Here is a 24,272-nt window from a genome sequence, read left to right on the forward strand (position 1 = left end):
TGGCAGAGAGGGACGCAAATTCAAGATTTCATCGGTGCAGAAAACGCATTGTTTCAAACAAGTTTAAGGCATTGCGCGCGAAAACGGCGTTTTGTGGCCGTATCGGCCCTAGTCTGAGGGCGGATCCCCCATCGTGATCACCAATTTTCCCGTTGAGCGACGCGCGCGCAAATCGCCAAGCGCTTCGGTCACGGCATCAAGCGGATAGCGCGCCCCGATATGGGGATGCAGCGCGCCCGCATTGAACCAGTCAAACAGCTGGCGCATCGAGGCCTTCAGCACCGCGGGATCAAGGCTTTGATAGCCGCCCCAATACAGCCCGTGAATCGCGATATTCTTGACCAGCGCATGATTGAGCGGCAGCACCGGCGGTTTGCCACTGGCAAATCCGATCACCAAATAGCGCCCGCCGGGTCTGAGCGCGCGAAACGCCGCCTCGCCCGCCGCGCCGCCCACCGCGTCATAAATCACATCCGCGCCGCCCAAGGCCCGCAGCGCGCCCTTCAGATCAGGCGTTTCGATATCCACCACCTCATCGGCCCCGGCAGCGCGCGCAATCTCCAGCTTGGCCGCGCCCCGCGCACAGGCAATCACCCGCGCCCCCAACGCCTTGCCAATCTCAACCGCCGTAAGCCCCACGCCGCCAGCAGCACCCAGCACAACCAAGGTTTCGCCCGCGCGCAGCCCCGCGCGCGTGTCCAGCGCCACATGTGAGGTGCCATAGGCGATCTGAAACGCCGCCGCCTGCTCGAAACTCATCGCATCGGGCATCACCGTGCAACGCGTTTGCGCGAAATTGCCCGCCTCGGCCAGCCCGCCTTGCCCGGCAAACACCGCCACCCGCGTGCCCGGCGCAAGTGTGCACCCCGGTCCCGCCGCGATCACCTCGCCCGCCAATTCCATGCCCAGCGTGAACGGCGCGTCCGGAGTGTCCTGATACGTCCCTTCGGTCATCAGCAGATCGGCGAAATTGAGACCACAGGCGCGGATCGCGACCTGCACCTCACCCGCAACCGGGGCGTGCAGCGTGATATCTTGCAGCTTCGGTGCACTGCCCGGTGTTTGAATTTGAAATGCGCGCATTGCGGTCTCCGTTCTTGTCGTCCTAGCTATCTTATCTTTGCACGCCCGACAGGACCAGCGCCAAGCCGAAGGAGAAACGCCCCCCAGAACCCGCTGCACCAGAGCGCGAAAACGAATCAAATTTGGCCAACGCAGGGTTGCGAAATGAGAAGATTTACCTAACGGAAGGCTCGGGACAGTTCGCGAATTGCAAAAACACGCCAAGGGAGAGCGTGGTTTTCCTCAATCACCTCACGGGTTCGTTATCCATTAACGCCTAACAGCCTGTCTTTTAGGATAGGTTTGCACTTTTGAGGCTTTGGACCGCCTCGCGGCATGTTAGCTTCTAATCAGGAAATTGAAGTGAAGGGCAAAAAATGAAACACCCGGTAGATGTGCATGTAGGGAAACGGATCCGCCATCGTCGTTGGATGATCGGCATGACCCAGCAACAACTTGCTGATCATGTAGGCATCAAATTTCAACAAATCCAGAAATATGAAACAGGCATGAACCGTGTCTCGGCATCGCGACTATGGGACATTGCCGACGCGGTCGAAGTGCCGATCTCGTTCTTCTTCGAAGGTCTCTCCGAAGGCAGTGTTGCGCAACCGCAGGTTGAAGGCGACATCTTGTCGGACAAAGAGGCACTGGCGCTCGTGCGGTCCTATTACGCTATGCCTGAGGCGCAGCGTCGCCGACTGTTCGATCTGGCGAAAGTGCTTTCAGACGCGGCGTGATTGCGCCCTGTCTATCGGCTGTTCCGTGCAAAGCGGTCCGGACGGCTTGACCTGATAAAAGGGGGCGTTTACCGCTCCCTTTATTCATTTCGCCCGTCATAAGGAGCGCGCCATGCACGTGCAAGACCCCGCCGAACAGATTGCACTGATCGCCTTGGCCCAAGAGCTCGCCGATTGCGCGCGCAAGATCAGCTTGCAACATTTCCGCCCCATCGGCGGAATCGGCGCGGCCAATAAGCACGCGACTGGCTTTGATCCGGTGACCGAGGCCGACCGCGCCGCCGAAGCCGCGATGCGCGCGATCTTGCAGGAACGCCGCCCGCAAGACGGCATTTACGGCGAGGAACACGGCGTCACCCAGGGCAGCAGCGGGCTGACCTGGGTGCTGGACCCGATTGACGGCACGCGCGGCTATATGTCGGGCACGCCGACTTGGGGGGTGCTGATCGCGCTGTGCGCGCAAGAGGCCGACGGCCCCGGCGCGCCGCTGATGGGGGTGATCGACCAGCCCTATATCGGCGAGCGGTTCATCGGCGGCTTCGGGCGCGCAGATGTGTCCGGCCCGCAGGGCACCGCCAAGCTGGCCACGCGCGCAGCTCAAGGCGGGCTCGAAAGCGCCACGCTGTTCTCGACCTTCCCCGAGATCGGCACCGCGCAAGAAAAATCTGCCTTTGATCGGGTAGTATCGCAAGTGCAGCTGACGCGCTACGGGATGGATTGCTACGCTTATGCGCTACTGGCTGCGGGCCAGATTGATCTGGTGGTCGAGGCGGGCCTGTTTCCCTATGACGTCGCCGCGCCCATCGCCGTGATTGAGGCAGCAGGCGGCATCGTCACCAATTGGCAGGGCGGTCCGGCCTATCGCGGCGGGCAGGTGCTCGCAGCGGCCAATCCCGACATTCACGCCGCCGCACTGGCAGCACTGGCGGGCTAAAACGCCCTGATGCCGGCCTCTGTCACGATGAAATCGAGCGGCTGATCGGTTGCGTCGGTGGGCACCTCGGTGCGCTCTTGCGCGCCATAGGTGAACCCAATCGCGATCACCGGGCCAGCGGCGCGCAGCGCCTGCAAGGTCCGGTCGTAAAACCCGCCGCCATAGCCCAGCCGATAGCCGCGCGCATCAAAGGCTAGCAGCGGCACGATCAGGATCTGCGGCGTGATCTCGGTTTTATCCTGCGGGATCGGGGCCCCAAAGGCGCCCGGCTCCATCGCAGCCCCCGGATGCCAGCGCCGAAACACCAGCGGCTGGCCCGGAACCACCACCACCGGCAGGCAAAGCGGCCCGTGATGCGCAGTCATAGCGGGGCGGGGGTCGGGCTCGGTGCGGATCGGCCAATAGCCCGCCAAGGGCTGATCGGGGTAGGCGGCCAGCGCCTGTGTCAACGCGCTGCTCGCGGCCCCCTCATCGCGCGCATGGGCCAGCTTGCGCGTCGCAAAGGCTGCCTGACGCGCGGCCTCCTTCATAGCAGCATCACCGAGGCCAAGCCGAGGAAGGAAAAGAACCCCACCACATCCGTCATCGTCGTCACGAACGTCCCCGAGGCCAGCGCCGGGTCCGCCCCCAGTTTTTCCAGCATCAGCGGGATCAGGATGCCCGACAGCGCCGCCACGACGAGGTTAATCACCATCGCCAACGCGATCACGATGCCCAGATGCGGCCCCGAGAACCAAAACGAGGCCACCACCCCCATCACCACCGCAAACGCCAGCCCGTTCAGCAGCCCGACAATCGCCTCACGTCGCACAACCCGCCAGACGTTGCTTTCGGTCAGGCTTTTGGTGGCCATCGCGCGCACCGCCACAGTCAGCGTCTGCGTGCCGGCATTGCCTCCCATCGAGGCCACAATCGGCATCAACACGGCCAGCGCCACCAGCTTTTGAATCGTGCCCTCAAAGATCGAAATCACCCCCGAGGCCAGGATCGCGGTCAGCAGGTTCACCATTAGCCAGGGCAGGCGCTGGCGCACCGTTTCCATCACCGTATCCGAGAGCGACGATTCATCGCCAACACCGGCCAAGCGCAGGATGTCTTCCTCGTGTTCCTCGTCCAACACCGCCATCGCGTCATCAATCGTGATCACGCCCACAAGCCGGTCATCATCATCGACCACAGCGGCGGAAATCAGGTGGTACTGGTTGAACGCATAGGCCACGTCGCCCTCGTCCTGATAGACCGAGATCGTGCGGAATTCTTCCTCGGCGATATCGCTCAGCGGCGAGGCGCGCGGCGCCGACAGAATACGTCCCAGCGTGACATTGCCCTGCGGGTGATGGGCGGGGTCGACCAGAATGACATGGTAAAACTGATCGGGCAGCCATTTCGCACGCCGCAGATAATCAATCGTTTCGCCCACGGTCCAATGGGCGGGCGCGGTTACCACCTCGCGCTGCATCAAACGCCCGGCCGAGTAATCCGGATAGGACAGCGATTTCTCGACCGCCATCCGATCTGGCTCGTCCAGCGCGCCCAGAATCTGTTCTTGCTGGGGCTCTTCGAGGTCTTCGATGAGGTCCACGACGTCATCGGAATCCAGCTCACGCACCGCGTCTGCCAGCACTTCTGGCGGCAGGCTTGCGATCACCTCTTCGCGGATCGATTCGTCAATTTCGGTCAGGATTTCGCCGTCGATCTCGCGGCCCCAAAGGCGCAGGATCGCACGGCGCTCATGGCCGGAAATCTGTTCCAGAAGGTCAGCGATATCGGCCGCGTGCAGCGGCTCCATCAGCTGTGCCAGCAGCGTCGCATCGTTGTTATTGGTGGCTTCAAGGATCGAGTCGACCAGATCACCGTCCAGCCGGTAATCTTCTTCCTCGCGCTCGTGCTCTTCCAACTCAGCTTCGGCCATACTACCCCCGATTTTCCGCCCGGATTCGAGGTCGGGCCCGCTTGCGCCCGAAACATAGCGGGTTTCTGTAAGATGCACAGGGGGCGGGGATGAAAAAACCGTGCCCTCACGGCAGAGATTTACCTTGGCGCGCGGGGCTTCTAGCATGGGCCAACACAAACGGAGTGCACAATGGCAGAGCTACATCTGGGCCAGTTGATGGCGTATCGCGGCGATCCGCTGGTCGAGGGGCCAGAGGCGGTTCTCCCGATCCGCCACGGCGCGCTTTTGATCGCCAATGGCATGATCGTCGACATCGGTGAGGCTGCGGATCTTTGCGCCGCCCATCCCGGTGCGACGCTGGTGGATCACGGCGATCATCTGCTCTCGCCCGGCTTCATCGACGCCCATGTCCACTATCCCCAAACCGCGATCATCGCGAGCTGGGGCAAGCGGCTGATCGACTGGCTCAACAGCTACACCTTCCCCGAAGAGATGCGCTTTGGCGACCCGGCCTATGCCGCTGATGTCGCTGGGCGTTATCTGGATCTGGCACTCTCTAATGGCACCACGACCGCCTGTTCCTATTGTACGATTCACCCGCAAAGCGTGGATGCGATCTTTCAGGCGGCTCAGGCGCGCGGCATGCGGATGCTGGCGGGCAAGACCTGCATGGATCGCAACGCCCCCGAGGGGCTGCGTGACACCGCCCAAACCGCCTATGATCAAAGCGCCGCACTGCTGGCGCGTTGGCATGGCGTGGATCGGCTGAGCTATGTCATCACGCCGCGCTTTTCGCCCACCTCTTCGCGCGAACAACTCAGCGCGCTGGGGGCACTTTGGGCCGAGCATCCCGATTGCCTGATGCAAACCCATCTGTCCGAGCAGGTCGATGAGATCGCTTGGGTGAAATCGCTTTATCCCGAGGCGCGCGACTATCTCGATACCTATGAATCCCACGGGCTTTTGGGGGAAAACGCGCTTTATGGCCACGCGATCCACCTGACCCCGCGCGAATCTGCCCGCATTGCCGAGGTTGGCGCGGCGCTGATTCATTGCCCGACCTCGAACAGTTTTATCGGCTCGGGGCTGTTTGACTGGCCCGCGCGCATGGCCGAGGGGCAGCGCATCGGGCTGGCCACCGATACCGGGGGCGGGTCGAACTTTTCGATGCTACGCACGATGGCCGCCGCCTATGAGGTCGGCCAGCTCACGCATCAACCGCTCCATCCTGCGCAGCTTTGGTGGCTGGCCACTCAAGGCTCGGCGCGGGCCTTGCGCATCGGCGATAAGGTCGGCGCGCTGGCACCTGGGATGGAGGCCGATTTCATCGCCGTCGACCTTGCCTCAACCCCGGTGATCGCGCAACGTGCCACCCGCGCCAATGATTTCTGGGAGGCGCTGTTCCCAACGATCATGATGGGCGATGACCGTGCGATTGCGGGCGTCTGGATCGGTGGCAAAAAGCGCGCCTAAGCCATCAAGGCGCGCGCCAGCCGGTTTTGATGCGCGATCACACGGGGCATATCAAGCGTGGTGATCTGGCCATCGCGCACGATCTGGCGACCCTCGACGAACAGATCGCGCACCTTGCTGGGACCACACAGCACCAGTGCCGCGACCGGGTCCCACGCGCCCGCCGCCTCCAGCCCCGACACATCCCAAATCGCGATATCGGCGCGTTTGCCCGGCGCGATCACACCACAATCGGGCCGCCCCAAGACCTGCGCACCGCCCAGCGTCGCAATCTCCAGCGCCTCGCGCGCCGCCATCGCATCGGCGCCGTTCTGCACGCGCTGTAACAGCATCGCCTGACGTGCCTCGCCAATCAGCGATCCGGCATCATTAGACGCCGAGCCATCCACCCCCAGCGCCACCCGCACCCCCGCATCGCGCATCGCACGCACCGGCGCGATCCCCGATCCCAACCGACAGTTGGAACAGGGACAATGCGACACGCCGGTTTTCGTGGCGGCAAACAGATCAATTTCGACCCCGTCCAGCTTGACGCAATGGGCGTGCCAAACGTCCTCACCGACCCAGCCCAGATCGCGCGCATAATCACCCGGACGACAGCCAAACTGCGCCAACGAATAGGCCACATCCTCGTCATTCTCCGCCAGATGAGTGTGCATCATCACCCCCTTGTCGCGCGCCAACAGGGCCGCATCGCGCATCAATCCGCGCGAGACCGAAAACGGCGAACACGGCGCCACACCGACCCGACACATCGAACCCTCACCGGCATCGTGAAACGCGTCGATTACGCGGATGCAATCGTTGAGAATCGCGCTCTCGTCCTCGACCAGACTGTCGGGCGGCAAGCCCCCAGCACTTTGCCCGATGCTCATCGCCCCGCGCGTCGGGTGAAAGCGCAGCCCCAATTCCGCCGCCGCGTGAATCGTATCCTCCAGCCGCGCGCCACCGGGATACATATAGAGATGATCGGAACTCAGCGTGCAGCCGCTCAATGCCAGTTCCGCCAAACCCACCTGCGCCGAAACCCGGATCTCCTCGGGCCCCATCCGCGCCCAGATCGGATACAGCGTCTTGAGCCAGCCAAACAACAACGCATCCTGCCCGCCCGGCACCGCGCGCGTCAGCGTCTGATACAGATGATGATGGGTGTTCACCAAGCCCGGCGTCACCACACAGCCCTGCGCATGAACGATTTCGCCCGAACTGTGCAAATCCGCCCCGATGGCCGCGATCACCCCGTCGCGCAGCACCAGATCCGCGCCCGCCAATTCGCGCCGCGCCCCGTCCATCGTGACGATGACCTCTGCGCCCATGATCAAGACCTCGCCCATGCGGCCCCCTTCGCATTTGTTCAAATATCCCGGGGGGAATGGAGCGTCAGGCCAAGAGGGGCCGCGCCCCGAACCAAGCCCATGCGATCCGCGCCCCGGGCCGCGCCCCCGGCCGCGACGCTGAAAGGCTAGTCGCGCGCCCGCGCAAAGACAATGCGCGCAAACACGTGGCGCAGACATGCAAAAGACGCCCCGAGGGGCGCCTTTTCGTCTCTGAACCCAGCGTTTACAGCTGCGCGGCGACGTCCTCGGGGACGTCGAAATTGGCGGTGACGGATTGCACATCATCGTCATCTTCCAGCGTGTCGATCAAACGCATCAGCTTTTGCGCGGTCTCAAGATCAACCTCGGTGCGGTTTTGCGGCTTCCAGATCAGCTTGGCCTCGGTGGCCTCGCCCAGCTCGGATTCAAGCGCGTCCGACACTTCCGACAGGTTCTCCATCGGGCAGTAAATCCAGTGGCCCTCATCGTCGCTTTCGACATCCTCGGCCCCGGCCTCGATAGCGGCCATCATCACCGTGTCCGCATCGCCCGCCTCAGCGGAATAGGTGATCTCACCAACATGATCGAACATGAAGCTCACCGAGCCCGTCGTGCCCAGATTGCCGCCGCATTTCGTGAAGGTCGAGCGCACGTTGGACGCTGTGCGATTGAGGTTATCCGTCAGCGCCTCAACGATGATCGCGATGCCGTTGGGGCCATAGCCCTCATAGCGGATCTCGGTATATTCATCGCCTTCGCCCGCCTGCGATTTCTTGATCGCGCGGTCGATCACGTCCTTGGGCATCGACTGCGATTTCGCCGCTTTCACCGCCAGACGCAGGCGCGGGTTTTTCTCGGGGTCGGGGTCGCCCATCTTGGCGGCGACGGTGATTTCCTTCGCCAGCTTGGAAAACATCTTGGAACGTGCCGCATCCTGCTTGCCCTTACGGTGCTGGATATTGGCCCATTTGGAATGGCCTGCCATGGGAGTCTCCGTCAGAAATTCGAGAATTTGGCCCGATATAAAGCGGATCGGGGCGCAGGGGCAAGGCCCCGGCGGTTCAGGGCCGGCTTAGCTAGCCGTCGCCCCGCGCGTTTGTCGGTGCCGGATCGGGCGTTTCAAAGCGCCAGCTTTGCCCCGAAGGCGCGCTCAGCTCGATCTTGGCATAGGACTGGAACCATTGGCCAATCCCGGGCACGCCCGCCAGATAGCTGGGACGATAGCCGCTAACGTCATAGTGCATCGGCCAGCGGCAACCCTGCAAATTGCCGCTGGGCGCATCCGCAATCTGGGCACGGCACACCGTTCCGTCACTGAAGGACACGCGCATTTGCGTGCCATGCAGTGTCACGTGATCGGGCCAAGCGGGCGCGCGCGACATCTCGGCACAGCCCGCCAATCCGATTGCCAGTGGCAAAATCATCAAAACACGCATCGCAACCCTCCTCATAGGGGCCAGATCAACGGGATCAGGAAACACGCCGTCAGCCCGGTCACGATATCCATCGGAATCCCAAGACGCAGGAAATCGGTGAACTTATAGCCGCCGGGGCCGTAAACCATCATATGGGTCTGATAGCCGATCGGCGTGGCAAAGGCGACCGAGGCGGAAAACATCACCGCCACCGCAAACGGGCGCGGATCGAGCCCCAGCGCCAACGCCAGCGACATCGCAATCGGCGTATAGATCACCGCCACCGCGTTGTTGGACAGCAATTCGGTCATCACAAGGCCAAGGAAATACACCACGATCAGCGCCATTTGCGGGTGCAAGGTCTTCAGCCACGGCGCAACCCCGTCCACGATCAGCTTGACCGCGCCCGAATGCTCCAGCCCGACACCGACAACCAGCATCGCAAAGATCAGCGCCAGCAAGCGGCCTTCGACAAAGGAAAACGCCTCATCTGTATCGATGCAGCGCGACACCAGAATGCCTGCCACCGCTACCATCGCCAGCGCAAGGATCGGCGCCACACCAATAGCAGACAGGATCACCACCGCCGCCAGCGCGCCCGCCGCAATCGGCAGATGGCTGCGCCGATAGGCCCGCGCGGTGGGCTTGGACACATCGACCAGATCCATATCGGCGGCCAGACGGGCAATATCCTCGCCTGCGCCTTCCAGCAGCAGCGTATCACCGACCACCACGACCAGATCATCCAACTGCCGCCCGATATTCTGATTGCGCCGATGCGCGGCCAGCACATAAACGCCATAGCGCCTGCGCAGCCGCATATCGCCCAGCTGCTGCCCGATCATCCGACAGCCCGGCGAGATCAGCACCTCAACCGTCTCGGTCTGCACTGAAGACAGCTTGTCCACCATGCGCAGATCGCGGTTCTTCTGCATCCCCAGCAGTTCTTCCATCTCAGAGCGCAGCACCACCCGGTCGCCCGCCGCCAGATTCACCGTCGAGAGATCCCGGCGCAAAGATGCATCGCCGCGCAGCACGTCGATCACCCGCACGCCGTCGCGCGAAAAACTGTCCGCCTCCATCACGTTCTGCCCGATCAGGCTGCTTTCTTCGGGGATCGCGACCTCGGTGAAATATTTCATCTTCGGGCGATCGCCCAGCAGGTAAGACAGCGACTGGCGCTCGGGGATCAGGCGGCGCGCAAACAGCGCCATAAAGACCGAGCCGACCGCACAGACCGCCAAGCCCAAGGGCGCGATCTCAAAAATCGAAAACGGCTCAAGCCCGCGTGCGCGCACCACACCATCGACGAGAATGTTGGTCGAGGTGCCGATCAGCGTAATCATTCCGCCCATCACCGTGAAATAGCTCAGCGGCATCAGGAACCGCGAGGGCGAGATGCGCAGCTTGCGCGCGATCTGAATGAACACCGGAATCATCACCGCGACCACGGGCGTGTTGTTCATCACCCCGCTCGCCAGCATGGTGACGAGAAACATCAGCGCGACGGTCATTTTCGGACGCTCGTCGATGCGCGCCTCGGCATAGCGCGTCATTGCATCCAGCGCACCCGTGCGCACCAACGCCCCCATGATGAGAAACATGAACGCGATGGTCCAGGGGGCAGGGTTGGCCAGCACCGCTACCGAGTTTTCATAGGGCGCAAGATTGAAGATCACCATCAAGGCAGCCCCCGCAATCGCAGTGACCTCGGGGGGCCAGCGCTCGCGCAGGAACATCGCAAACATCCAAACCACGATCAGCAAGGCGATGACGGCGGTGCTGGTTTGGGAAATTGGCAGGTTAATCATAAAATTGTCTCATGCAGACGCATCGAAGCGATACTAGCGGCGCGCAGCCCAGCCGCAAGCGCGCCCTGCGCCTGCCTGCCCGGTTTCGCCAGTTTTTGCCGAAATGCCAGATTTTGACGCACCCAAGTCGGGTGTGTCACGATAGCAGCGGGGCCGCCTGCGCCAGTTTACCGCCAATGCGCACGGGTTCGGCGCGCGTCGCACGCCCGGTGCGGTCATCGGTCTCGACGTAAAAGCCGCACAGGGTCGCCTCGCCGCGCGCAGGGCTAAAGCGCTCTTTGGCCATGCCGGTCACGAAACGGCGCATCGGCTCGGCCTTGGACATGCCGATGACGGAATCATAATCGCCACACATCCCCGCATCGCTGAGATAGGCGGTGCCCTTGTCGAGAATCTGCGCATCGCTCGTAGGCACATGGGTATGGGTGCCCACCACGATACTAGCGCGCCCGTTGCACCAATGGCCCATCGCCATTTTCTCGCTTGTCGCCTCGCAATGCATATCCACCAGACAGGCCTGCACCGCGCCCCCCAGCGGGTAGCGTTTCAGTTCAGCCTCAATGGTGGAGAACGGGTCGTCAAAGGCGCGTTTCATGAACACATTGCCCAACACCTGCGCCACCAACACCTTGCGCCCGCGCGTGTCGGAAAATACCCGCGCGCCGCGCCCCGGTGCGTCCTTGGCATAGTTCAGCGGGCGGATGATGCGCGGCTCGCCATCGATGAACCGCAGCATGTCCTTTTGATCAAAGGCATGATCGCCCAGCGTAACCACATCGGCGCCCGCATCAAGCAGCAGCTTGGCATGCTCGCCCGTCAGACCCATCCCGCCCGAGGCGTTCTCGCCATTGACCACGACAAAATCGAGCCGCCAATCCGCGCGCAGCTTCGGGAGTTTTTCGGTGATCGCAGCACGCCCCGCGCGCCCCATCACATCGCCTAAAAATAACAGCTTCATAAAATGCAGCAATAGGGCGGGCGCGGATCAAGGGCAATGGGGATCGGCGCGAATAGGCTATAAAAGCACGCCTTTGGCGGCTTTTCGTACTGCCTTGCTCAGCGGGGCCAGCGGGCCTTTCAGCCTGCGCTGGCTTTGCCAATGCAGGGGCACGTCCAGCGGCGCAGGCCCCAGCGCCACCAGCGTGCCGCGCGCCAATGCGTCGCGCACCAACGGCTCGGGGTTCATCCCCCAACCCAGCCCGCACAGGGCTGCGTCCACAAACCCCTCGCTCGAGGCGATGCGATGCGCGCGCAGGCTGACAGGCCTCCCGCAGATCATCGCCGCCCAATGCTCTTGCAAGCGATCCTTGGCGTTGAATTGCAGCGCTGGGGCGGCGCGCAGGGCCGCGCAATTCACCCCGTCCGGGAAATGGCGCGCGATAAACGCAGGCGAGGCTGTCGCGATATAGCGCAGCCGCCCCAGCGCTACCGAGTCACAGCCCGCAATCGGCCCCGGATCGGCGGTGATCGCGCCCACCACCTCGCCCCGGCGCAGCCAGTGATGCGCGTGGTCCTGATCGTCGATCACCAGATCGAACATCACATCCTCAACCTGCGCCAGCGCCGCGATCACCCAAGTCGCAAGGCTGTCCGCATTCACCGCGATGCGCAGCACCGGCGCAACCGCGTCGGGCGCAAGCTGCGCCTCGAGCAGCGCGACCTCGCGCAGATGGGAAATCAGTCGCGCCCCGTCCTCGGTCGCGCGACAGGGCTGGGTGCGGATCACCAACACCGCGCCCATGCGTTCTTCCAGCGCCTTGATGCGCTGCGAGATCGCGGGTGGTGTCACGCCAAGGCGCGCTGCCGCCCCCTCAAACGAGCCGGTTTCCACCACGGCGGCCAGCGCCTCGAGCGTTGCATAGTCAAACATAAGCAAAACTTATTTCAGCTTAGGTAAATTAACTGGAACTTATCCGAGCGCCGCCTCAGAAGGAAGCCGCAATGAAAAGGGGCGGGCAATGGCATTTTGGGCGGGGCTGAAATTGGGGCTGGGGCTGATCGTGGCGATCGGTGCGCAAAACGCCTTCGTGCTGCGCCAAGGGCTGCGGCGCGAACATGTCTTTGCGGTCGCGCTGTTCTGTGCGCTTTCAGATGCGCTGCTGATCGCGCTGGGCGTGTCGGGATTTGCTGCCGCCAGCACAGCGCTGCCTTGGCTGCCCGAGATCCTGCGCTGGGGCGGCGTGGCCTTCCTGACATGGTATGCGATCCGTGCGCTGATCGCGGCAATCCGGGGTGGCGAACATCTTGAGGCCGGGCAGGGCAAGGCGCCCAGCTTGCGTGCGGTGCTGGTGACGGTGGCGGCATTCACCTGGGCCAATCCGCATGTCTGGCTGGATACGGTGGTGCTGCTGGGTGCGGTGTCGGCGCAATTTGCGGGCCATCTGGTTGCGTTCGCGATGGGCGCAATCACCGCCTCATTTTTGTTTTTCTTTTCGTTGGCTTATGGCGCAAGACTGCTGGCGCCCCTGTTTGCCAAACCCGCCGCATGGCGTGTGTTTGATCTGCTGATCGCGCTGGTGATGGGCTCAATCGCGTGGCGGCTCGCGATGGGCGGGCTGTAACGGATACAAATCTGGCCCTTGCGGATGCGTGCGTTTCAGAGTCCAACAGGCGCATGATCGCGAACCCCAAAGCCAACCGCCCGATGATCGGCATCCTGTGGATGCTTGCGACGACACTGTGTTTCGTCATCGTGAATATCATCGTGCATTGGCTGGGCAGTTCGGTGCCCGTGGCGCAATCGGCCTTTGTGCGCTTTGCCTGGGGACTGATCTTTTTCGCCCCCGCGCTGAATCGGATTTTGCGGCGCAGCTTCGCGCGCGAGGTCTGGGTGCTGTTTGGTCTGCGCGGAGTGCTGCACGCGGTGGCGGTGGTGCTGTGGTTTTACGCCATGACCCATATCCCGATCGCCGATGTCACTGCGATCAATTACCTCAACCCGATCGTGGTGACGGTGGGCGGCGCATTGCTGCTGGGCGAGGGGCTGGCGTGGCGGCGACTCAGCGCCATCGGCGTGGCGTTGATCGGGGCGCTGATCATCCTGCGCCCCGGAGTGCGCGCGATTGAGCCCGGTCATATCGCCCAGCTCGGCGCGGCGCTGTTCTTTGGCGCGGCCTATCTGTCGGCCAAGCGGCTGACCGATTTTGTGCCCGCCAGCACAGTGGTGGCAATGATGACGCTGGTGGTGACGCTGGCGCTTGCACCGCTGGCGCTATGGGAGTGGCAGCCAATCTCGCTATCGGCCACGCTTTGGCTGGGCGCAGTGGCGCTGTTCGCGACCGCGGGCCATTACACGATGACGCGCGCCTTCGCCGCCGCCCCGGTGAGCGTGACACAGCCGGTGATCTTCCTGCAACTGGTCTGGGCCGCGCTGGCGGGGTGGAGCATTTTCGGCGAAGTCCCAGACCCTTACGTCATTTTGGGTGGGGCGATTATCATCGTGGCGGTCAGCTATATGACGTGGCGGGAATCCCAGATCAAAAAGCGCCCGATCACCCCGCCAGCGCCTGCGACCAAACTCTAGGCGCGCGCTGGCTGCCCTCTCGGATGCCTCCGGCGGGAGTATTTTTCGCTAGATGAAAAGGCAAAACCTGGATTTCATCTAGCCAGAAATACTCATTCCGACCCCGCCCTCACGCGCTGCCCTTGGGGTCGATCAGCGCCCCGATGACGCCCTCGCGGGTGATCAGGCGGCCATCGCTGAGCGCGACGGCTGGCTCATCGCGCAGCCGTTCCATCACCTCTTTCACCGGCGTATCCAGCGCGACGCGCGCGCCCGAGACGGTTGCGCGTGTTGCGTCATCAGCGGCCTGCGCCAGATCGGCGGCGCGCAGTACGCCCAGCGGGTTCATATGGGCCACGAAATCGGCGACATAGTCATTCGCCGGGTGGGCGATGATGTCGCGCGCGGTGCCACATTGCACGATCCGTCCGCCTTCCATCAGCGCGATCCTGTTGCCGATCTTGAACGCTTCGTCGAGGTCGTGGCTGACGAAGATGATCGTGCGTTTGAGCGAGGCTTGCAGGTCCAGCAATTCGTCTTGCAGGCGGGCGCGGATGAGCGGGTCGAGTGCGGAAAACGGCTCGTCCATCAGCAGGATCGGGGCCTCGGTCGCGAAGGCGCGCGCCAGCCCCACGCGTTGTTGCATGCCGCCTGAAAGTTCCGCGACTTGCCGATCCGCCCATTGTGAAAGGCCTACCAGTGCGAGTTGGGTTTCGACGCGCTCGCGACGCTCGGATTTCGACATGCCGCCAAGTTCAAGGCCAAGGCCCACATTCTCGCGCACGCTGCGCCATGGCAGCAGGCCAAATTGCTGAAACACCATGGCGACCCGGTGCAATCGAATCCGGCGCAGGGTGGCGGCATTGGCTTGGGTGACATTGACCATAGCGTTGCCGTCACAGACCAGCACAGAGCCGCGCGCCACCGGGTTAAGCCCGTTCACCGCGCGCAGCAGCGTAGATTTGCCCGAGCCCGAGAGGCCCATAAGCACGAGAATCTCGCCCTCGGCGACATCGAGCGAGCAATCATGCACGCCGAGAATCTGGCCGGTGCGGTCCTGAATATCGGGGCGCGACAGGCCCTCATCCATCAGCGGCAAAGCGGCTTGTGGATCATCGCCAAAGACGATCGAGACATTGTCGAAACGCACCGCAAGGCCCGCGGTTTTGCTGGGATCGGTCAGATCGCTCATTTCTTGGCCTCCCGGCGCAGCATGCGATCCAGAATGATGGCGAGCACCACGATCACGAATCCCGATTCAAAGCCAAGCGCGGTGTTAACGGTGTTGAGGGCGCGCACCACCGGCACGCCCAGCCCATCCGCGCCCACCAGCGCTGCGATCACCACCATCGAGAGCGATAGCATGATCGTCTGGTTTAGCCCGGCCATGATTTGTGGGCTGGCATAGGGCAGCTCGACCTTCCAGAGCAGCTGGCGTTTGGTGGCGCCAAAGGCTTGGGCGGCCTCGATCAAGGTGTCAGGGGTCGAGGACACGCCCAGATGCGTCAGGCGGATCGGCGCGGGCAGCACGAAGATCACGGTGGCGATCAGGCCGGGCACCATGCCGATGCCAAAGAACACGATGGCGGGGATCAGGTAGACGAAACCGGGCAGGGTTTGCATCAGGTCGAGCACTGGTTGCAGCACCGCATAGAGGCGCGGGCGATGCGCGGTGGCGATGCCGATGGGCACGCCCACCCCCATGCACACGACGCAGGCCGACAGCACCAGTGTGAGGCTTTCGGTGGTTTCCACCCAATAGCCCTGATTAACGATGAAGGCGAAACCCAGCCCCACCAGCAGGGTCAGAATCCAGCTGCGTTGCAACCACCACGCCAGCGCCATGAACACCGCGATCACCACCAGCGGCGGGGGCGTTCCAAACACCCATAAGATCGCGTCGATCAGCCCTTGCATCAGCGTCGAGAGCGCGTCGAAAAACGGGCTGGCATGGGTTTGCAGCCAGTCGATCACCGCCTTGGCGGTTTGGCCCACGGGGATCTTGGTGTCGGTCAGCCAGGTCATTCCTGTCCTTTGTCGGTTGATTTTTTCTTGCGCACGGTGATGGCGTCAAACGCGACCTGCGACAGGGCTTTGCTGGTTTTCGGGTCCAGCTTGGTCGAGCGTATGACGATGCCGGGATCGGGAGCGAATTCCTTGAGGAAGGACGAGTGCAGATCGCCCAAGTCGACGCGCTCGAGCACTTGCCAGACGGGGTAGCTGCAGGTGCCAATCTGCACCGAGCCGGGGCCGCGATAGGTATAGACGATCGTGCCTTGCCGCTCTGGCTTGCCATCCACGATCAGCGCGACCGGGCTGGACCATCTGCCTTTTTGCGACAGCGTGCTTAGCGCGGCGGGGTCCTCGGTGTAGCGCAGGGTGAATTCGTGTCCGGCGGATTGCCGCGTGGCGATGGCCAGCGGATGGGCGAAGAGTTCGCGTTGCGGCGGGCGGCCAAGGTCGGGGTCGTCGGCGCGATAGCCGATGAGCTGGCCGTTTTCATAGCGAAACGCCTCGCTCATGCGGGGTGTGGTGCGCGACAGGATGATGCCCTCGGCGTGCAGATCGGCGCGGGTCGGGCAGGGGGCCTGCGGTTCGCCGGCTTGGGCGGGCACAGCAAGCAGGGCCAGCGCCACGCCCAAGACAAGGCGCGCGCAGATTGCGCCGCGCGCGCCCTTGTTTTGTTCGCCTCGGATCACTTGCCAAGCGCCTGTTCGACCGCCGCGCGGGCATCGCCGCCGTCTTTGGTCGTCACGCCCTCAAGCCAGTTCTGCCAGACCTCGGGATGGGCCGCGAGCCAGTCCTTGGCGGCTTTTTCGGGCGCTTCACCATTGTCCAAAATCTTGCCCATGATCTCGTTTTCCATCGGCAGGGTGAATTGCAGATTGGACACGAGCTTGCCGACATTGGGGCAGTCTTGCACAAAGCCCTTGCGCACGTTGGTCATCACCTCGGCACCGCCATAGTTCGGGCCGAACACGTCATCACCGCCCGACAGGTAGGTGATGTCGAAATTGGCGTTCATCGGATGGGGTTCCCACGCGAGGAAGATGATCGGTTTGCCCGCCTTATCGGCCCGCGCGACCTGCGCCAGCATACCTTGTTCCGAGCTTTCCTTAAGCTTGAAGCCGCCCAGATCGAATTCGTTCTTGTCAATCATGCCAAGGATCAGCGTATTGCCGTCATTGCCCGGCTCGATGCCGTAGATATTGCCGTCGAGCGCGTCTTTATGCTTGGCGATATCGGCGAAATCCTTGATCCCGAGCTTGGCGCCGGCGGGATTGGTGGCCAGCGTGTATTTCGCGCCCGTCAGGTTTACGCCCAGCGTCTCGACCGTGCCATCGTTGGTGTAGGGATCGACATTGGCCGCCATCGACGGCATCCAGTTGCCCAGAAACACATCGACATCGCCCTTCGACAGCGCCTCGTAGGTGACGGGAACCGACAGCACTTTGACATCGGTTTCATAGCCCAAGGCGTTGAGAACCGTGGTCGCGGCGGCGGTGGTCGAGGTGATATCGGTCCAGCCGACATCCGAGAAGGTCACGCTAGAGCAATCGGCGGCCTGCACCGGCGCACTGGCGGCAAAGCCCAGCGTCAGCGCGGCACCAAGCGCGATTAGGGTGGAACGGACAGTCATATTTTTTCTCCCTGTCACTGCGTCAAACCGCAAGTTTGCGGTTGTTGATTGACGAGTCAATAAACATATTCTAGCCCGGAACGATCAGGTAACCGTCAGAAACGAGAGACATGATGCCCAAGCTTGGAGCAGAGCCTATACGGCGCGCGGCGCTGGTGAAAGCCACGATTGAGACTGTGGGCGATGCGGGGTCGCTGGACGTGACGGTGGCGCAGATTGCGCGCCGCGCGGGGATGTCGTCGGCGCTGGCGCATCATTATTTCGGGTCGAAAGAGCAGATATTTCTCGCCGCGATGCGCTCGATCCTGACGCTATACGGGGCCGAGGTGCGCGGCGCTTTGGCCACGGCGCGCCGCCCGCGCGACCGGGTGCGCGCGGTGGTGATCGGGTCTTTCGCCGCCGGGTCGTTTCGTGGTGAGGCGATTTCGGCTTGGCTGAATTTCTACGTTTTGGCGCAGTCGAGCGAGCCTGCGCGGCGCTTGCTGCGCGTCTATCAATCGCGGCTACGCTCGAACCTGCTGTGTGGGTTGCGGCCCATCGTGGGTGGGCGCGCGGAGGCGGTGGCCGAGGGTTTGGGCGCACTGATCGACGGGGTCTATATTCGTGCCGCGTTGGCGGGGGGCGCGTTGGACCGGCAGCGCGCCTGCAACATGGTGCTGGCGCATCTGGAGAAAGAATTGGAGGGCGTGCAATGAAGGCGCAACCGAAAGCGAGCCATTTCGTTAATGGCGACTGGATGGAAGATGCTGCAGGCGAGGTGATCGAGGTCACTTATCCCGGCACGGGCGAGGTGATCGCGCGGCTACATGCGGCCACGCCTGCGGTGATCGAGGCGGCGATTTCGGGCGCGGTTGGCGCGCAAAAGGATTGGGCGGCGCGCAAGCCGGTGGAGCGTGCGCGCGTGTTGACCCGTGCCGTGGCGATCATCCGCGAGCGGGCCGAGGAATTGGCGCAGTTGGAAACGCTTGATACCGGTAAGCCCATTCAGGAAACGCGCGAGGCGGATTGGCCCTCGGGGGCGGATGCGCTGGAATATTTCGCGGGGCTTGCGCCGACTCTGACGGGTGAGGTGATGCCGCTTGGGGGCGATTTTGCCTATACTCTGCGCGAACCTTTGGGCGTTTGTGCGGGGATCGGGGCGTGGAATTACCCCAGTCAAATTGCCTGCTGGAAGGCCGCGCCCGCGCTATCGACCGGCAATGCGATGGTGTTCAAACCCTCGGAGATGACGCCTTTGGGCGCGTTGCAACTGGCCGCGATTTTCATCGAAGCCGGGATGCCTGCGGGACTGTTCAATGTGATTCAGGGCTTTGGCGCGGTGGGCGCGGCGCTGGCCACTGATCCGCGGATTGCCAAGGTGTCGCTGACCGGATCGGTGCCCACGGGAGCCAAGGTTTACACAGCGGCCGCGGCGGGGATGAAACATGTCACGATGGAGCTGGGCGGGAAATCTCCGCTGATCGTGTTCGAGGATGCCGATCTGGACAGCGCCGTTGGCGCGGCGATGCTGGCGAATTTCTACTCCTCGGGGCAGATATGTTCCAACGGCACGCGGGTGTTTGTGCAAAAGGACATCAAGGACGCGTTTCTGACGCGTCTGGCCGAGCGCACGGGGCGCATCCTGGCAGGCGATCCGCAAGACGAGGCCACTCAGTTCGGGCCGCTGATTTCGGCGGCACAGCGCGACAAGGTGCTGTCCTATATCGAGAGCGCGAAATCCGAGGGGGCGCGGCTGATCTGTGGTGGTGCGCAGGGCAATGAGGGGCCGCTTTTCGTGCAGCCCACGGTGTTTGCCGATGTGATCGACACCATGACCATCGCGCGCGAAGAGATTTTCGGTCCCGTCATGTCGGTGCTGGATTTCGACACCGAAGATGAGGTGATCGCGCGGGCCAATGACACGCAATTCGGGCTCGCGGCGGGGGTGTTCACCGGGGATCTGACGCGCGGGCATCGGGTGATTGGCCAGCTGCAGGCGGGCACTTGCTGGATCAACGCCTATAACCTGACGCCGGTGGAAATGCCCTTTGGCGCGGTGAAAGGCTCGGGCTTTGGGCGTGAGAATTCGCGCGCGGCAATCGAGCATTATACGCAAGTGAAGTCGGTCTATGTCGGCATGGGGCCGGTCGAAAGCCCGTATTGAGGCAATCTTGGCGAGGCTGGGGGGCTGTCTGCCCCCCAGACCCCCCGAGGATATTTTCGTCAAGAGGAAGATGATGGCGCAATCTGCGGAATTCGTGATCGTGGGCGCGGGGTCGGGGGGCTCGGCCTTGGCCTATCGGCTGGTCGAGGCGGGGCGTGACGTCTTGGTGATCGAGCATGGTGGGTCCGATGCCGGGCCGTTCATTCAGATGCCCGGTGCGTTGTCTTATCCGATGAATATGGCGATTTACGATTGGGGGTTTGCCAGTCAGCCAGAGCCGGGGTTGGGCGGGCGGCGCTTGGCCACGCCGCGCGGCAAGGTGTTGGGCGGATCGTCGAGCGTCAACGGGATGGTTTATGTGCGCGGCCATGCGCGCGATTTCGATCATTGGGAAGCGATGGGTGCGCAGGGCTGGGGCTTTGCCGATGTGCTGCCCTATTTCAAGCGGATGGAGCATTGGCATGGCGGCGCCTCCGAATGGCGCGGGGCGTCGGGGCCGTTGCATGTGACGCGTGGGCCGCGCAGAAACCCGCTATTTGATGCGTTTATCGCGGCGGGCCAGCAGGCGGGTTACCCGGTGAGCGAGGATTACAACGGCGCGCGCCAAGAGGGCTTTGGGCCGATGGAGGCCACGATTTACAAGGGGCGGCGCTGGTCGGCGGCGAATGCTTATTTGCGCCCGGCGCTCAAGACCGGGCGGTTGCGGATCGTGCGGGCCTTGGCGCGGCGGGTGGTCTTTGAGGGCAAGCGCGCGGTGGGTGTTGAGGTGGAGCGCAAGGGACGCATCGAGGTGATCGCTGCGGGGCGCGAGGTGGTGCTGGCGGCCAGTTCGATCAATACGCCCAAGCTGTTGATGCTTTCGGGAATTGGTCCGGCGGATCATCTGCGCGAACACGGGATTGAAGTCTTGGCGGATCGTGCGGGTGTGGGAGAGAACCTGCAGGATCACCTTGAAATATATATGCAATTTGCCGCGCTCAAGCCGATCACGCTGTATCGGTATTGGAACCTTTTTGGCAAGGCTTGGGTGGGCGCGCAATGGCTGATGAGCGGCACGGGGCTGGGGGCGTCGAACCAGTTTGAGGCCTGCGGGTTTATTCGATCTGATGCCGGGATCGACTACCCTGATATCCAGTATCACTTCCTTCCGATTGCGGTGCGCTATGATGGTAAAGCCGCCGCCGAGGGACATGGGTTTCAGGTGCATACCGGCCCGATGCGGTCGAAATCGCGCGGCTCGGTGCGGCTAGCGAGTAGTGATCCGGCGGTGGCACCCGAAATTCGGTTCAACTACATGAGCCATCCCGACGATTGGGCAGAGTTTCGCAAATGCATCCGGCTGACGCGTGAGATTTTTGAGCAGCCCGCGATGGCGGCGCATGTGAAGCATGAGATCCAGCCGGGCGATGCGGTGCAAAGCGATGCGGAGATTGACGCGTTCATCCGTGAGCATGCCGAAAGCGCCTATCATCCCTGCGGCACGGCGCGGATGGGCGCGGCGGATGATCCGGGCGCGGTGGTGGACCCCGAGGGGCGCGTGATCGGGGTGGAGGGGCTGCGGGTGGCCGATAGCTCGGTCTTTCCGCGCATCACCAATGGCAATCTGAACGCGCCCTCGATCATGGTGGGTGAGAAGGTCGCCGATCATCTGCTGGGGCGCGATCCGCTGGCGCGCGAAAATCTGGTGCCGGAGGGTGCGAGCAACTGGCAAGTGACGCAGCGCTGAGGGGCGAATTAACCTCTCACCACGAAATAGGTTGATCTTGCTCGGCGCTCCTACCATATCTTGCGGATGTTCAGGATTTGTTTTCTTTTGTTAACGATGCTCTCGCCCGCGATGGCGGCCACCGTTTCGGGGGTGCCTCGGGTCGTGGATGGCGACACTTTGGTGGTTGAGAACACGCGTGTGCGCCTGTTTGGCATTGATGCGCCGGAATCGAAGCAGACCTGCCAGCGCGCTTCGGGCGGGGCGTGGTCTTGCGGGGCGGCGGCGACCGCTGCGCTGCGGGCCTTGGCGGCGCAAGAGGTGCGGTGTTCGGGCGATGAAGAGGATCGCTATGGCCGGTTGATTGCGGTGTGCCGTGCCGGTGGGCGCGATCTGAACGCAGCGATGGTGGCGCGCGGGGCGGCATTCGCCTATCGCAAGTATTCCATGGCCTATGTGCGCCAAGAGGCCGAGGCGAAATCGGCACGGCGCGGGGTTTGGCAAGGCAACGCCGAGCGGCCCGATTTGATGCGGGCGCAAACGCGGGCAGGGACGCCCCCACCGCAATCGGGCTGTGCGATTAAAGGCAATATCTCGGGGCGCGGGCATCTCTATCACGTGCCGGGGATGCGGTCTTACGAAGCGACCCGGATCAACACGCGCAAGGGCGAACGTTGGTTTTGCTCGGAGGCGCAGGCAAAAGCCGCGGGATGGCGGCGCGCGGGGGGCTGACTTGATGCGCATCAAGGTCACAGGCTAATCGCTGCGGTAGAATCACTCAAACTTGATGGAAAGGGAGACGATATGTCCAATACGCCGCATACGCTGCAAGAAGAATTCCCCCAACAGCTAGAGCAACTGCACGATTTGAAAATTTCAAACGCGCATTTTGCAAAGCTGCTTGAGGAATATGATACGATTAACGTTCAGGTGCATCGCGCCGAGACCAATGTCGATCCGGTCGATTCGTTGGTTGAGACCGAGTTGCGCAAGAAACGCGCAGCGGTGAAAGACGAAATCGCACGGATGCTGAGCGCCGCTGCGGTCTGATCGCGACGTTTGATACCAGATTGAAATGCGCCTCGGGGGAGACCTCGGGGCGCGTTTTTTTAGGCGATATCATAGGGCAAAAGGCCACGATGGTCGGGATCGACCAGCAGCTGGCGTTCCAGCGGCGGGACCGAGCGCTGATGGCAGTTTTTGCGCTCGCAGATGCGGCAGGAAATCCCGATCGGTTCGTAGGCCTTGGGATTGCCCAGCTCCATATCATCGGCATAAATCAGTCCCTGCGCGTGGCTGACCTCACAGCCCAGACAAATCGCGTAGCGCCGCACCGGGGCGGTGAAGCTTCCGCCGGGTTTGGAGACATCTCGCGCAAGGCAGAGATAGCGCATCCCGTCGGGAGTCTCAGCCAATTGGCGCAGAAAACGTGTTGGCGTTTCAAAGGCTTGGTGGACATTCCACAGCGGGCAGGCGCCACCGAACCGGGCAAATTGCAGCCGGGTGGCGGAATGGCGTTTGGTGATCGTTCCGGCCTGATCGACGCGCACGAAGAAGAACGGGATGCCCTTGGCGCCGGGGCGCTGCAGGGTGGAGAGGCGGTGGGCGATCTGCTCGATTGAGGCCGAGAAGATGTCGCTGAGGCGTTCAAGGTCGTGGCGGGTGTCTTGGGCCGCGCTCAGGAAGGGGCGATAGGGCAGCAGCGCCGCGCCCGCGAAATAATTCGCCAAGCCGATTTTTGCGATGGCGCGCGCGGTGTCGGATTGAAAGCGCGCGAGGTCCAGTGTGGCCTCAAGCAGGTCGTTTTGGGTGAGCAGCGCCACCTGATGGAGCAGTTGAAACGCCTGCGTCGGCTTGCCCACATGGGCGTTGATCGCAAGCCGGTCGCCATCAAGGGCGCGCAGCGGCCCGATGTCGGAAAACTGCACTTTTATGCCCCGTTTGGCGAGGGTTTCAATCGCATGAGGAATGGGGTCCAAGCGTTTGCCATTGGGGCAAGAAAACCGTTCGGCCGCGCGATCCACCGCGTCGATGTAATTGTCGCAATAGTGAAAGAAGTCGCGCACCTCTTCCCAAGGGCTCATGACCATATGCGCGCCGTCGCGGCCCAATGCCTCGTCCAGCGACGCGAGGCGTTCATGGGTCTGGCGATAGGCGCGGTGCATTTCCAAGAAAGCGCGCGCAAGGGCAGGGGCATTGGAGGCGGCAAGGCGCAGATCGGCCAGTGGTGGGGTCGCATCAGAGAAGATCGGATCGGCCAGCGCCTCGCGCATGTCGCTGACGAGACGCTCGGCATCGCCTGCCGACAGTTCGGTCACATCAAGGCCAAATTCCGAGGCCAGCGCCAACACCACCTGCGCCGAAACGGGGCGGTGGTTGTTTTCCATCTGGTTGAGATAGGGCAACGACACGCCGAGTCGTTCGGCAAAGGCCTTTTGCGTCAGGCCCAGACGGGTGCGAGTTTCGCGCAGTTTGACCCCGGCATAGAGTTTCTGAATCGCCATCACACCCTCCCTTTGCAAATCATTTTGTAGCTTTGCAAATCAACCACGTCAAATTCTATGCACGGGTGGGGTGGCAGTGTTTGTAAGCGGTTTCGAGGTGGGGTCTTTGCAACGTTGCAATTAGCTAAACGCA

24 protein-coding genes are annotated in these 24,272 nt (G+C 62.6%); 10 read left to right on the forward strand and 14 right to left on the reverse strand.

The window, feature by feature from the left end; genetic code table 11:
* Positions 1-108: 108 nt before the first annotated feature.
* Positions 109-1,083, reverse strand: a complete 975-nt coding sequence (locus AB4874_RS01415; protein WP_368390661.1) for an NADPH:quinone oxidoreductase family protein — start codon at positions 1,081-1,083, stop codon at positions 109-111.
* Positions 1,084-1,439: 356 nt separating this feature from the next.
* Between AB4874_RS01415 and AB4874_RS01420 the strand changes: the two genes are divergently transcribed.
* Both AB4874_RS01420 and AB4874_RS01425 read left to right on the forward strand, forming a co-directional pair.
* Entirely contained in the window at positions 1,440-1,802 is a 363-nt protein-coding gene (locus AB4874_RS01420; protein ID WP_295534938.1) for a helix-turn-helix domain-containing protein, read from the forward strand.
* Positions 1,803-1,914: 112 nt separating this feature from the next.
* Entirely contained in the window at positions 1,915-2,736 is an 822-nt protein-coding gene (locus AB4874_RS01425) for an inositol monophosphatase family protein (RefSeq protein WP_368390662.1), read from the forward strand.
* On the opposite strand, the gene AB4874_RS01430 is transcribed toward AB4874_RS01425, so the two are convergent.
* Complete coding sequence (locus tag AB4874_RS01430) at positions 2,733-3,266, reverse strand: 5-formyltetrahydrofolate cyclo-ligase (RefSeq protein WP_368390663.1); 534 nt, start codon at positions 3,264-3,266, stop codon at positions 2,733-2,735. The two genes, AB4874_RS01425 and AB4874_RS01430, sit on opposite strands and share 4 nt — an antisense overlap.
* Positions 3,263-4,648, reverse strand: a complete 1,386-nt coding sequence (gene mgtE / locus AB4874_RS01435; protein ID WP_295534946.1) for a magnesium transporter — start codon at positions 4,646-4,648, stop codon at positions 3,263-3,265. Before mgtE ends, AB4874_RS01430 begins: the two co-directional genes overlap by 4 nt.
* Before the next feature lie 171 nt (positions 4,649-4,819).
* Between mgtE and guaD the strand changes: the two genes are divergently transcribed.
* Positions 4,820-6,103 (forward strand): guanine deaminase, encoded by a 1,284-nt coding sequence (gene guaD, locus AB4874_RS01440; protein WP_368390664.1) that lies wholly within the window; start codon positions 4,820-4,822, stop codon positions 6,101-6,103.
* Here the strand turns inward: guaD and AB4874_RS01445 are convergent.
* From AB4874_RS01445 to AB4874_RS01470, 6 genes are all read right to left on the reverse strand, one after another.
* Complete coding sequence (locus AB4874_RS01445; protein ID WP_368390665.1) at positions 6,100-7,437, reverse strand: 8-oxoguanine deaminase; 1,338 nt, start codon at positions 7,435-7,437, stop codon at positions 6,100-6,102. The genes guaD and AB4874_RS01445 overlap by 4 nt on opposite strands.
* A 226-nt stretch (positions 7,438-7,663) precedes the next feature.
* Positions 7,664-8,404 carry a YebC/PmpR family DNA-binding transcriptional regulator gene (locus AB4874_RS01450; protein WP_368390666.1) on the reverse strand — a complete coding sequence of 247 codons (741 nt, stop codon included), beginning with the start codon at positions 8,402-8,404 and terminating at the stop codon, positions 7,664-7,666.
* A 91-nt stretch (positions 8,405-8,495) separates the two neighbouring features.
* Positions 8,496-8,855 (reverse strand): hypothetical protein, encoded by a 360-nt coding sequence (locus tag AB4874_RS01455; RefSeq protein ID WP_368390667.1) that lies wholly within the window; start codon positions 8,853-8,855, stop codon positions 8,496-8,498.
* 11 nt (positions 8,856-8,866) lie between these two features.
* Positions 8,867-10,645, reverse strand: coding sequence for an SLC13 family permease (locus tag AB4874_RS01460; protein ID WP_295534958.1), 1,779 nt, complete (start codon positions 10,643-10,645; stop codon positions 8,867-8,869).
* Positions 10,646-10,781: 136 nt separating this feature from the next.
* Positions 10,782-11,603 (reverse strand): TIGR00282 family metallophosphoesterase, encoded by an 822-nt coding sequence (locus AB4874_RS01465; RefSeq protein WP_295534960.1) that lies wholly within the window; start codon positions 11,601-11,603, stop codon positions 10,782-10,784.
* Positions 11,604-11,660: 57 nt separating this feature from the next.
* The gene (locus AB4874_RS01470; protein ID WP_368390668.1) at positions 11,661-12,515 is read right to left on the reverse strand and encodes a LysR family transcriptional regulator ArgP; all 855 of its coding nucleotides are present in this window, start codon (positions 12,513-12,515) and stop codon (positions 11,661-11,663) included.
* 88 nt (positions 12,516-12,603) lie between these two features.
* On the opposite strand from AB4874_RS01470, the gene AB4874_RS01475 reads away from it, so the two are divergent.
* Both AB4874_RS01475 and AB4874_RS01480 read left to right on the forward strand, forming a co-directional pair.
* Positions 12,604-13,206: a LysE/ArgO family amino acid transporter gene (locus AB4874_RS01475; RefSeq protein ID WP_368390669.1), complete on the forward strand. Its 603-nt coding sequence runs from the start codon at positions 12,604-12,606 to the stop codon at positions 13,204-13,206.
* Positions 13,207-13,259: 53 nt separating this feature from the next.
* Positions 13,260-14,168: a DMT family transporter gene (locus AB4874_RS01480; RefSeq protein WP_295534968.1), complete on the forward strand. Its 909-nt coding sequence runs from the start codon at positions 13,260-13,262 to the stop codon at positions 14,166-14,168.
* A gap of 109 nt (positions 14,169-14,277) precedes the next feature.
* Here AB4874_RS01480 and choV read toward each other — a convergent pair whose 3' ends face one another.
* Genes choV through choX form a run of 4 tightly spaced genes read right to left on the reverse strand, consistent with a single transcriptional unit; the run spans position 14,278 to position 17,787 of the window.
* Positions 14,278-15,339 (reverse strand): choline ABC transporter ATP-binding protein, encoded by a 1,062-nt coding sequence (gene choV / locus AB4874_RS01485; protein ID WP_368390670.1) that lies wholly within the window; start codon positions 15,337-15,339, stop codon positions 14,278-14,280.
* Complete coding sequence (gene choW, locus AB4874_RS01490; RefSeq protein WP_295534974.1) at positions 15,336-16,172, reverse strand: choline ABC transporter permease subunit; 837 nt, start codon at positions 16,170-16,172, stop codon at positions 15,336-15,338. The genes choV and choW overlap by 4 nt, the downstream gene beginning before the upstream one ends.
* Complete coding sequence (locus AB4874_RS01495; protein ID WP_368390671.1) at positions 16,169-16,846, reverse strand: hypothetical protein; 678 nt, start codon at positions 16,844-16,846, stop codon at positions 16,169-16,171. The genes choW and AB4874_RS01495 overlap by 4 nt, the downstream gene beginning before the upstream one ends.
* Complete coding sequence (gene choX / locus AB4874_RS01500; RefSeq protein WP_368390672.1) at positions 16,843-17,787, reverse strand: choline ABC transporter substrate-binding protein; 945 nt, start codon at positions 17,785-17,787, stop codon at positions 16,843-16,845. The genes AB4874_RS01495 and choX overlap by 4 nt, the downstream gene beginning before the upstream one ends.
* A gap of 113 nt (positions 17,788-17,900) precedes the next feature.
* Here choX and betI point away from each other — a divergent pair, with 113 nt between their 5' ends.
* The 5 genes from betI to AB4874_RS01525 all read left to right on the forward strand — a co-directional run bounded on the left by betI (position 17,901) and on the right by AB4874_RS01525 (position 22,685).
* On the forward strand, positions 17,901-18,482 hold the full coding sequence (betI, locus tag AB4874_RS01505; protein WP_295534983.1) for a transcriptional regulator BetI: 582 nt from the start codon (positions 17,901-17,903) through the stop codon (positions 18,480-18,482).
* On the forward strand, positions 18,479-19,930 hold the full coding sequence (betB, locus tag AB4874_RS01510; RefSeq protein WP_368390673.1) for a betaine-aldehyde dehydrogenase: 1,452 nt from the start codon (positions 18,479-18,481) through the stop codon (positions 19,928-19,930). Before betI ends, betB begins: the two co-directional genes overlap by 4 nt.
* A 73-nt stretch (positions 19,931-20,003) precedes the next feature.
* On the forward strand, positions 20,004-21,656 hold the full coding sequence (betA, locus tag AB4874_RS01515) for a choline dehydrogenase (RefSeq protein ID WP_368390674.1): 1,653 nt from the start codon (positions 20,004-20,006) through the stop codon (positions 21,654-21,656).
* Between the two features lie 96 nt (positions 21,657-21,752).
* Positions 21,753-22,367 carry a thermonuclease family protein gene (locus AB4874_RS01520; RefSeq protein ID WP_368390863.1) on the forward strand — a complete coding sequence of 205 codons (615 nt, stop codon included), beginning with the start codon at positions 21,753-21,755 and terminating at the stop codon, positions 22,365-22,367.
* Between the two features lie 72 nt (positions 22,368-22,439).
* Positions 22,440-22,685, forward strand: coding sequence for an HP1242/YdcH family protein (locus AB4874_RS01525; protein ID WP_368390675.1), 246 nt, complete (start codon positions 22,440-22,442; stop codon positions 22,683-22,685).
* A 59-nt stretch (positions 22,686-22,744) separates the two neighbouring features.
* On the opposite strand, the gene AB4874_RS01530 is transcribed toward AB4874_RS01525, so the two are convergent.
* The gene (locus tag AB4874_RS01530; RefSeq protein ID WP_368390676.1) at positions 22,745-24,139 is read right to left on the reverse strand and encodes a helix-turn-helix domain-containing protein; all 1,395 of its coding nucleotides are present in this window, start codon (positions 24,137-24,139) and stop codon (positions 22,745-22,747) included.
* Positions 24,140-24,272 lie beyond the last annotated feature (133 nt).

It is taken from the genome of Thioclava arctica (genome assembly GCF_040892615.1).
Classification (GTDB): Bacteria; Pseudomonadota; Alphaproteobacteria; order Rhodobacterales; family Rhodobacteraceae; genus Thioclava; species Thioclava arctica.

Excerpts from the sequence above, each read along its gene's own strand:
- AB4874_RS01415 (WP_368390661.1), bottom strand. The coding sequence starts at position 1,083 with ATGCGCGCATTTCAAATTCAAACACCGGGCAGTGCACCGAAGCTGCAA.
- AB4874_RS01420 (WP_295534938.1), top strand. The coding sequence starts at position 1,440 with ATGAAACACCCGGTAGATGTGCATGTAGGGAAACGGATCCGCCATCGT.
- AB4874_RS01425 (WP_368390662.1), top strand. The coding sequence starts at position 1,915 with ATGCACGTGCAAGACCCCGCCGAACAGATTGCACTGATCGCCTTGGCC.
- AB4874_RS01430 (WP_368390663.1), bottom strand. The coding sequence starts at position 3,266 with ATGAAGGAGGCCGCGCGTCAGGCAGCCTTTGCGACGCGCAAGCTGGCC.
- mgtE (WP_295534946.1), bottom strand. The coding sequence starts at position 4,648 with ATGGCCGAAGCTGAGTTGGAAGAGCACGAGCGCGAGGAAGAAGATTAC.
- guaD (WP_368390664.1), top strand. The coding sequence starts at position 4,820 with ATGGCAGAGCTACATCTGGGCCAGTTGATGGCGTATCGCGGCGATCCG.
- AB4874_RS01445 (WP_368390665.1), bottom strand. The coding sequence starts at position 7,437 with ATGGGCGAGGTCTTGATCATGGGCGCAGAGGTCATCGTCACGATGGAC.
- AB4874_RS01450 (WP_368390666.1), bottom strand. The coding sequence starts at position 8,404 with ATGGCAGGCCATTCCAAATGGGCCAATATCCAGCACCGTAAGGGCAAG.
- AB4874_RS01455 (WP_368390667.1), bottom strand. The coding sequence starts at position 8,855 with ATGCGTGTTTTGATGATTTTGCCACTGGCAATCGGATTGGCGGGCTGT.
- AB4874_RS01460 (WP_295534958.1), bottom strand. The coding sequence starts at position 10,645 with ATGATTAACCTGCCAATTTCCCAAACCAGCACCGCCGTCATCGCCTTG.
- AB4874_RS01465 (WP_295534960.1), bottom strand. The coding sequence starts at position 11,603 with ATGAAGCTGTTATTTTTAGGCGATGTGATGGGGCGCGCGGGGCGTGCT.
- AB4874_RS01470 (WP_368390668.1), bottom strand. The coding sequence starts at position 12,515 with ATGTTTGACTATGCAACGCTCGAGGCGCTGGCCGCCGTGGTGGAAACC.
- AB4874_RS01475 (WP_368390669.1), top strand. The coding sequence starts at position 12,604 with ATGGCATTTTGGGCGGGGCTGAAATTGGGGCTGGGGCTGATCGTGGCG.
- AB4874_RS01480 (WP_295534968.1), top strand. The coding sequence starts at position 13,260 with ATGATCGCGAACCCCAAAGCCAACCGCCCGATGATCGGCATCCTGTGG.
- choV (WP_368390670.1), bottom strand. The coding sequence starts at position 15,339 with ATGAGCGATCTGACCGATCCCAGCAAAACCGCGGGCCTTGCGGTGCGT.
- choW (WP_295534974.1), bottom strand. The coding sequence starts at position 16,172 with ATGACCTGGCTGACCGACACCAAGATCCCCGTGGGCCAAACCGCCAAG.
- choX (WP_368390672.1), bottom strand. The coding sequence starts at position 17,787 with ATGACTGTCCGTTCCACCCTAATCGCGCTTGGTGCCGCGCTGACGCTG.
- betI (WP_295534983.1), top strand. The coding sequence starts at position 17,901 with ATGCCCAAGCTTGGAGCAGAGCCTATACGGCGCGCGGCGCTGGTGAAA.
- betB (WP_368390673.1), top strand. The coding sequence starts at position 18,479 with ATGAAGGCGCAACCGAAAGCGAGCCATTTCGTTAATGGCGACTGGATG.
- betA (WP_368390674.1), top strand. The coding sequence starts at position 20,004 with ATGGCGCAATCTGCGGAATTCGTGATCGTGGGCGCGGGGTCGGGGGGC.
- AB4874_RS01520 (WP_368390863.1), top strand. The coding sequence starts at position 21,753 with ATGCTCTCGCCCGCGATGGCGGCCACCGTTTCGGGGGTGCCTCGGGTC.
- AB4874_RS01525 (WP_368390675.1), top strand. The coding sequence starts at position 22,440 with ATGTCCAATACGCCGCATACGCTGCAAGAAGAATTCCCCCAACAGCTA.
- AB4874_RS01530 (WP_368390676.1), bottom strand. The coding sequence starts at position 24,139 with ATGGCGATTCAGAAACTCTATGCCGGGGTCAAACTGCGCGAAACTCGC.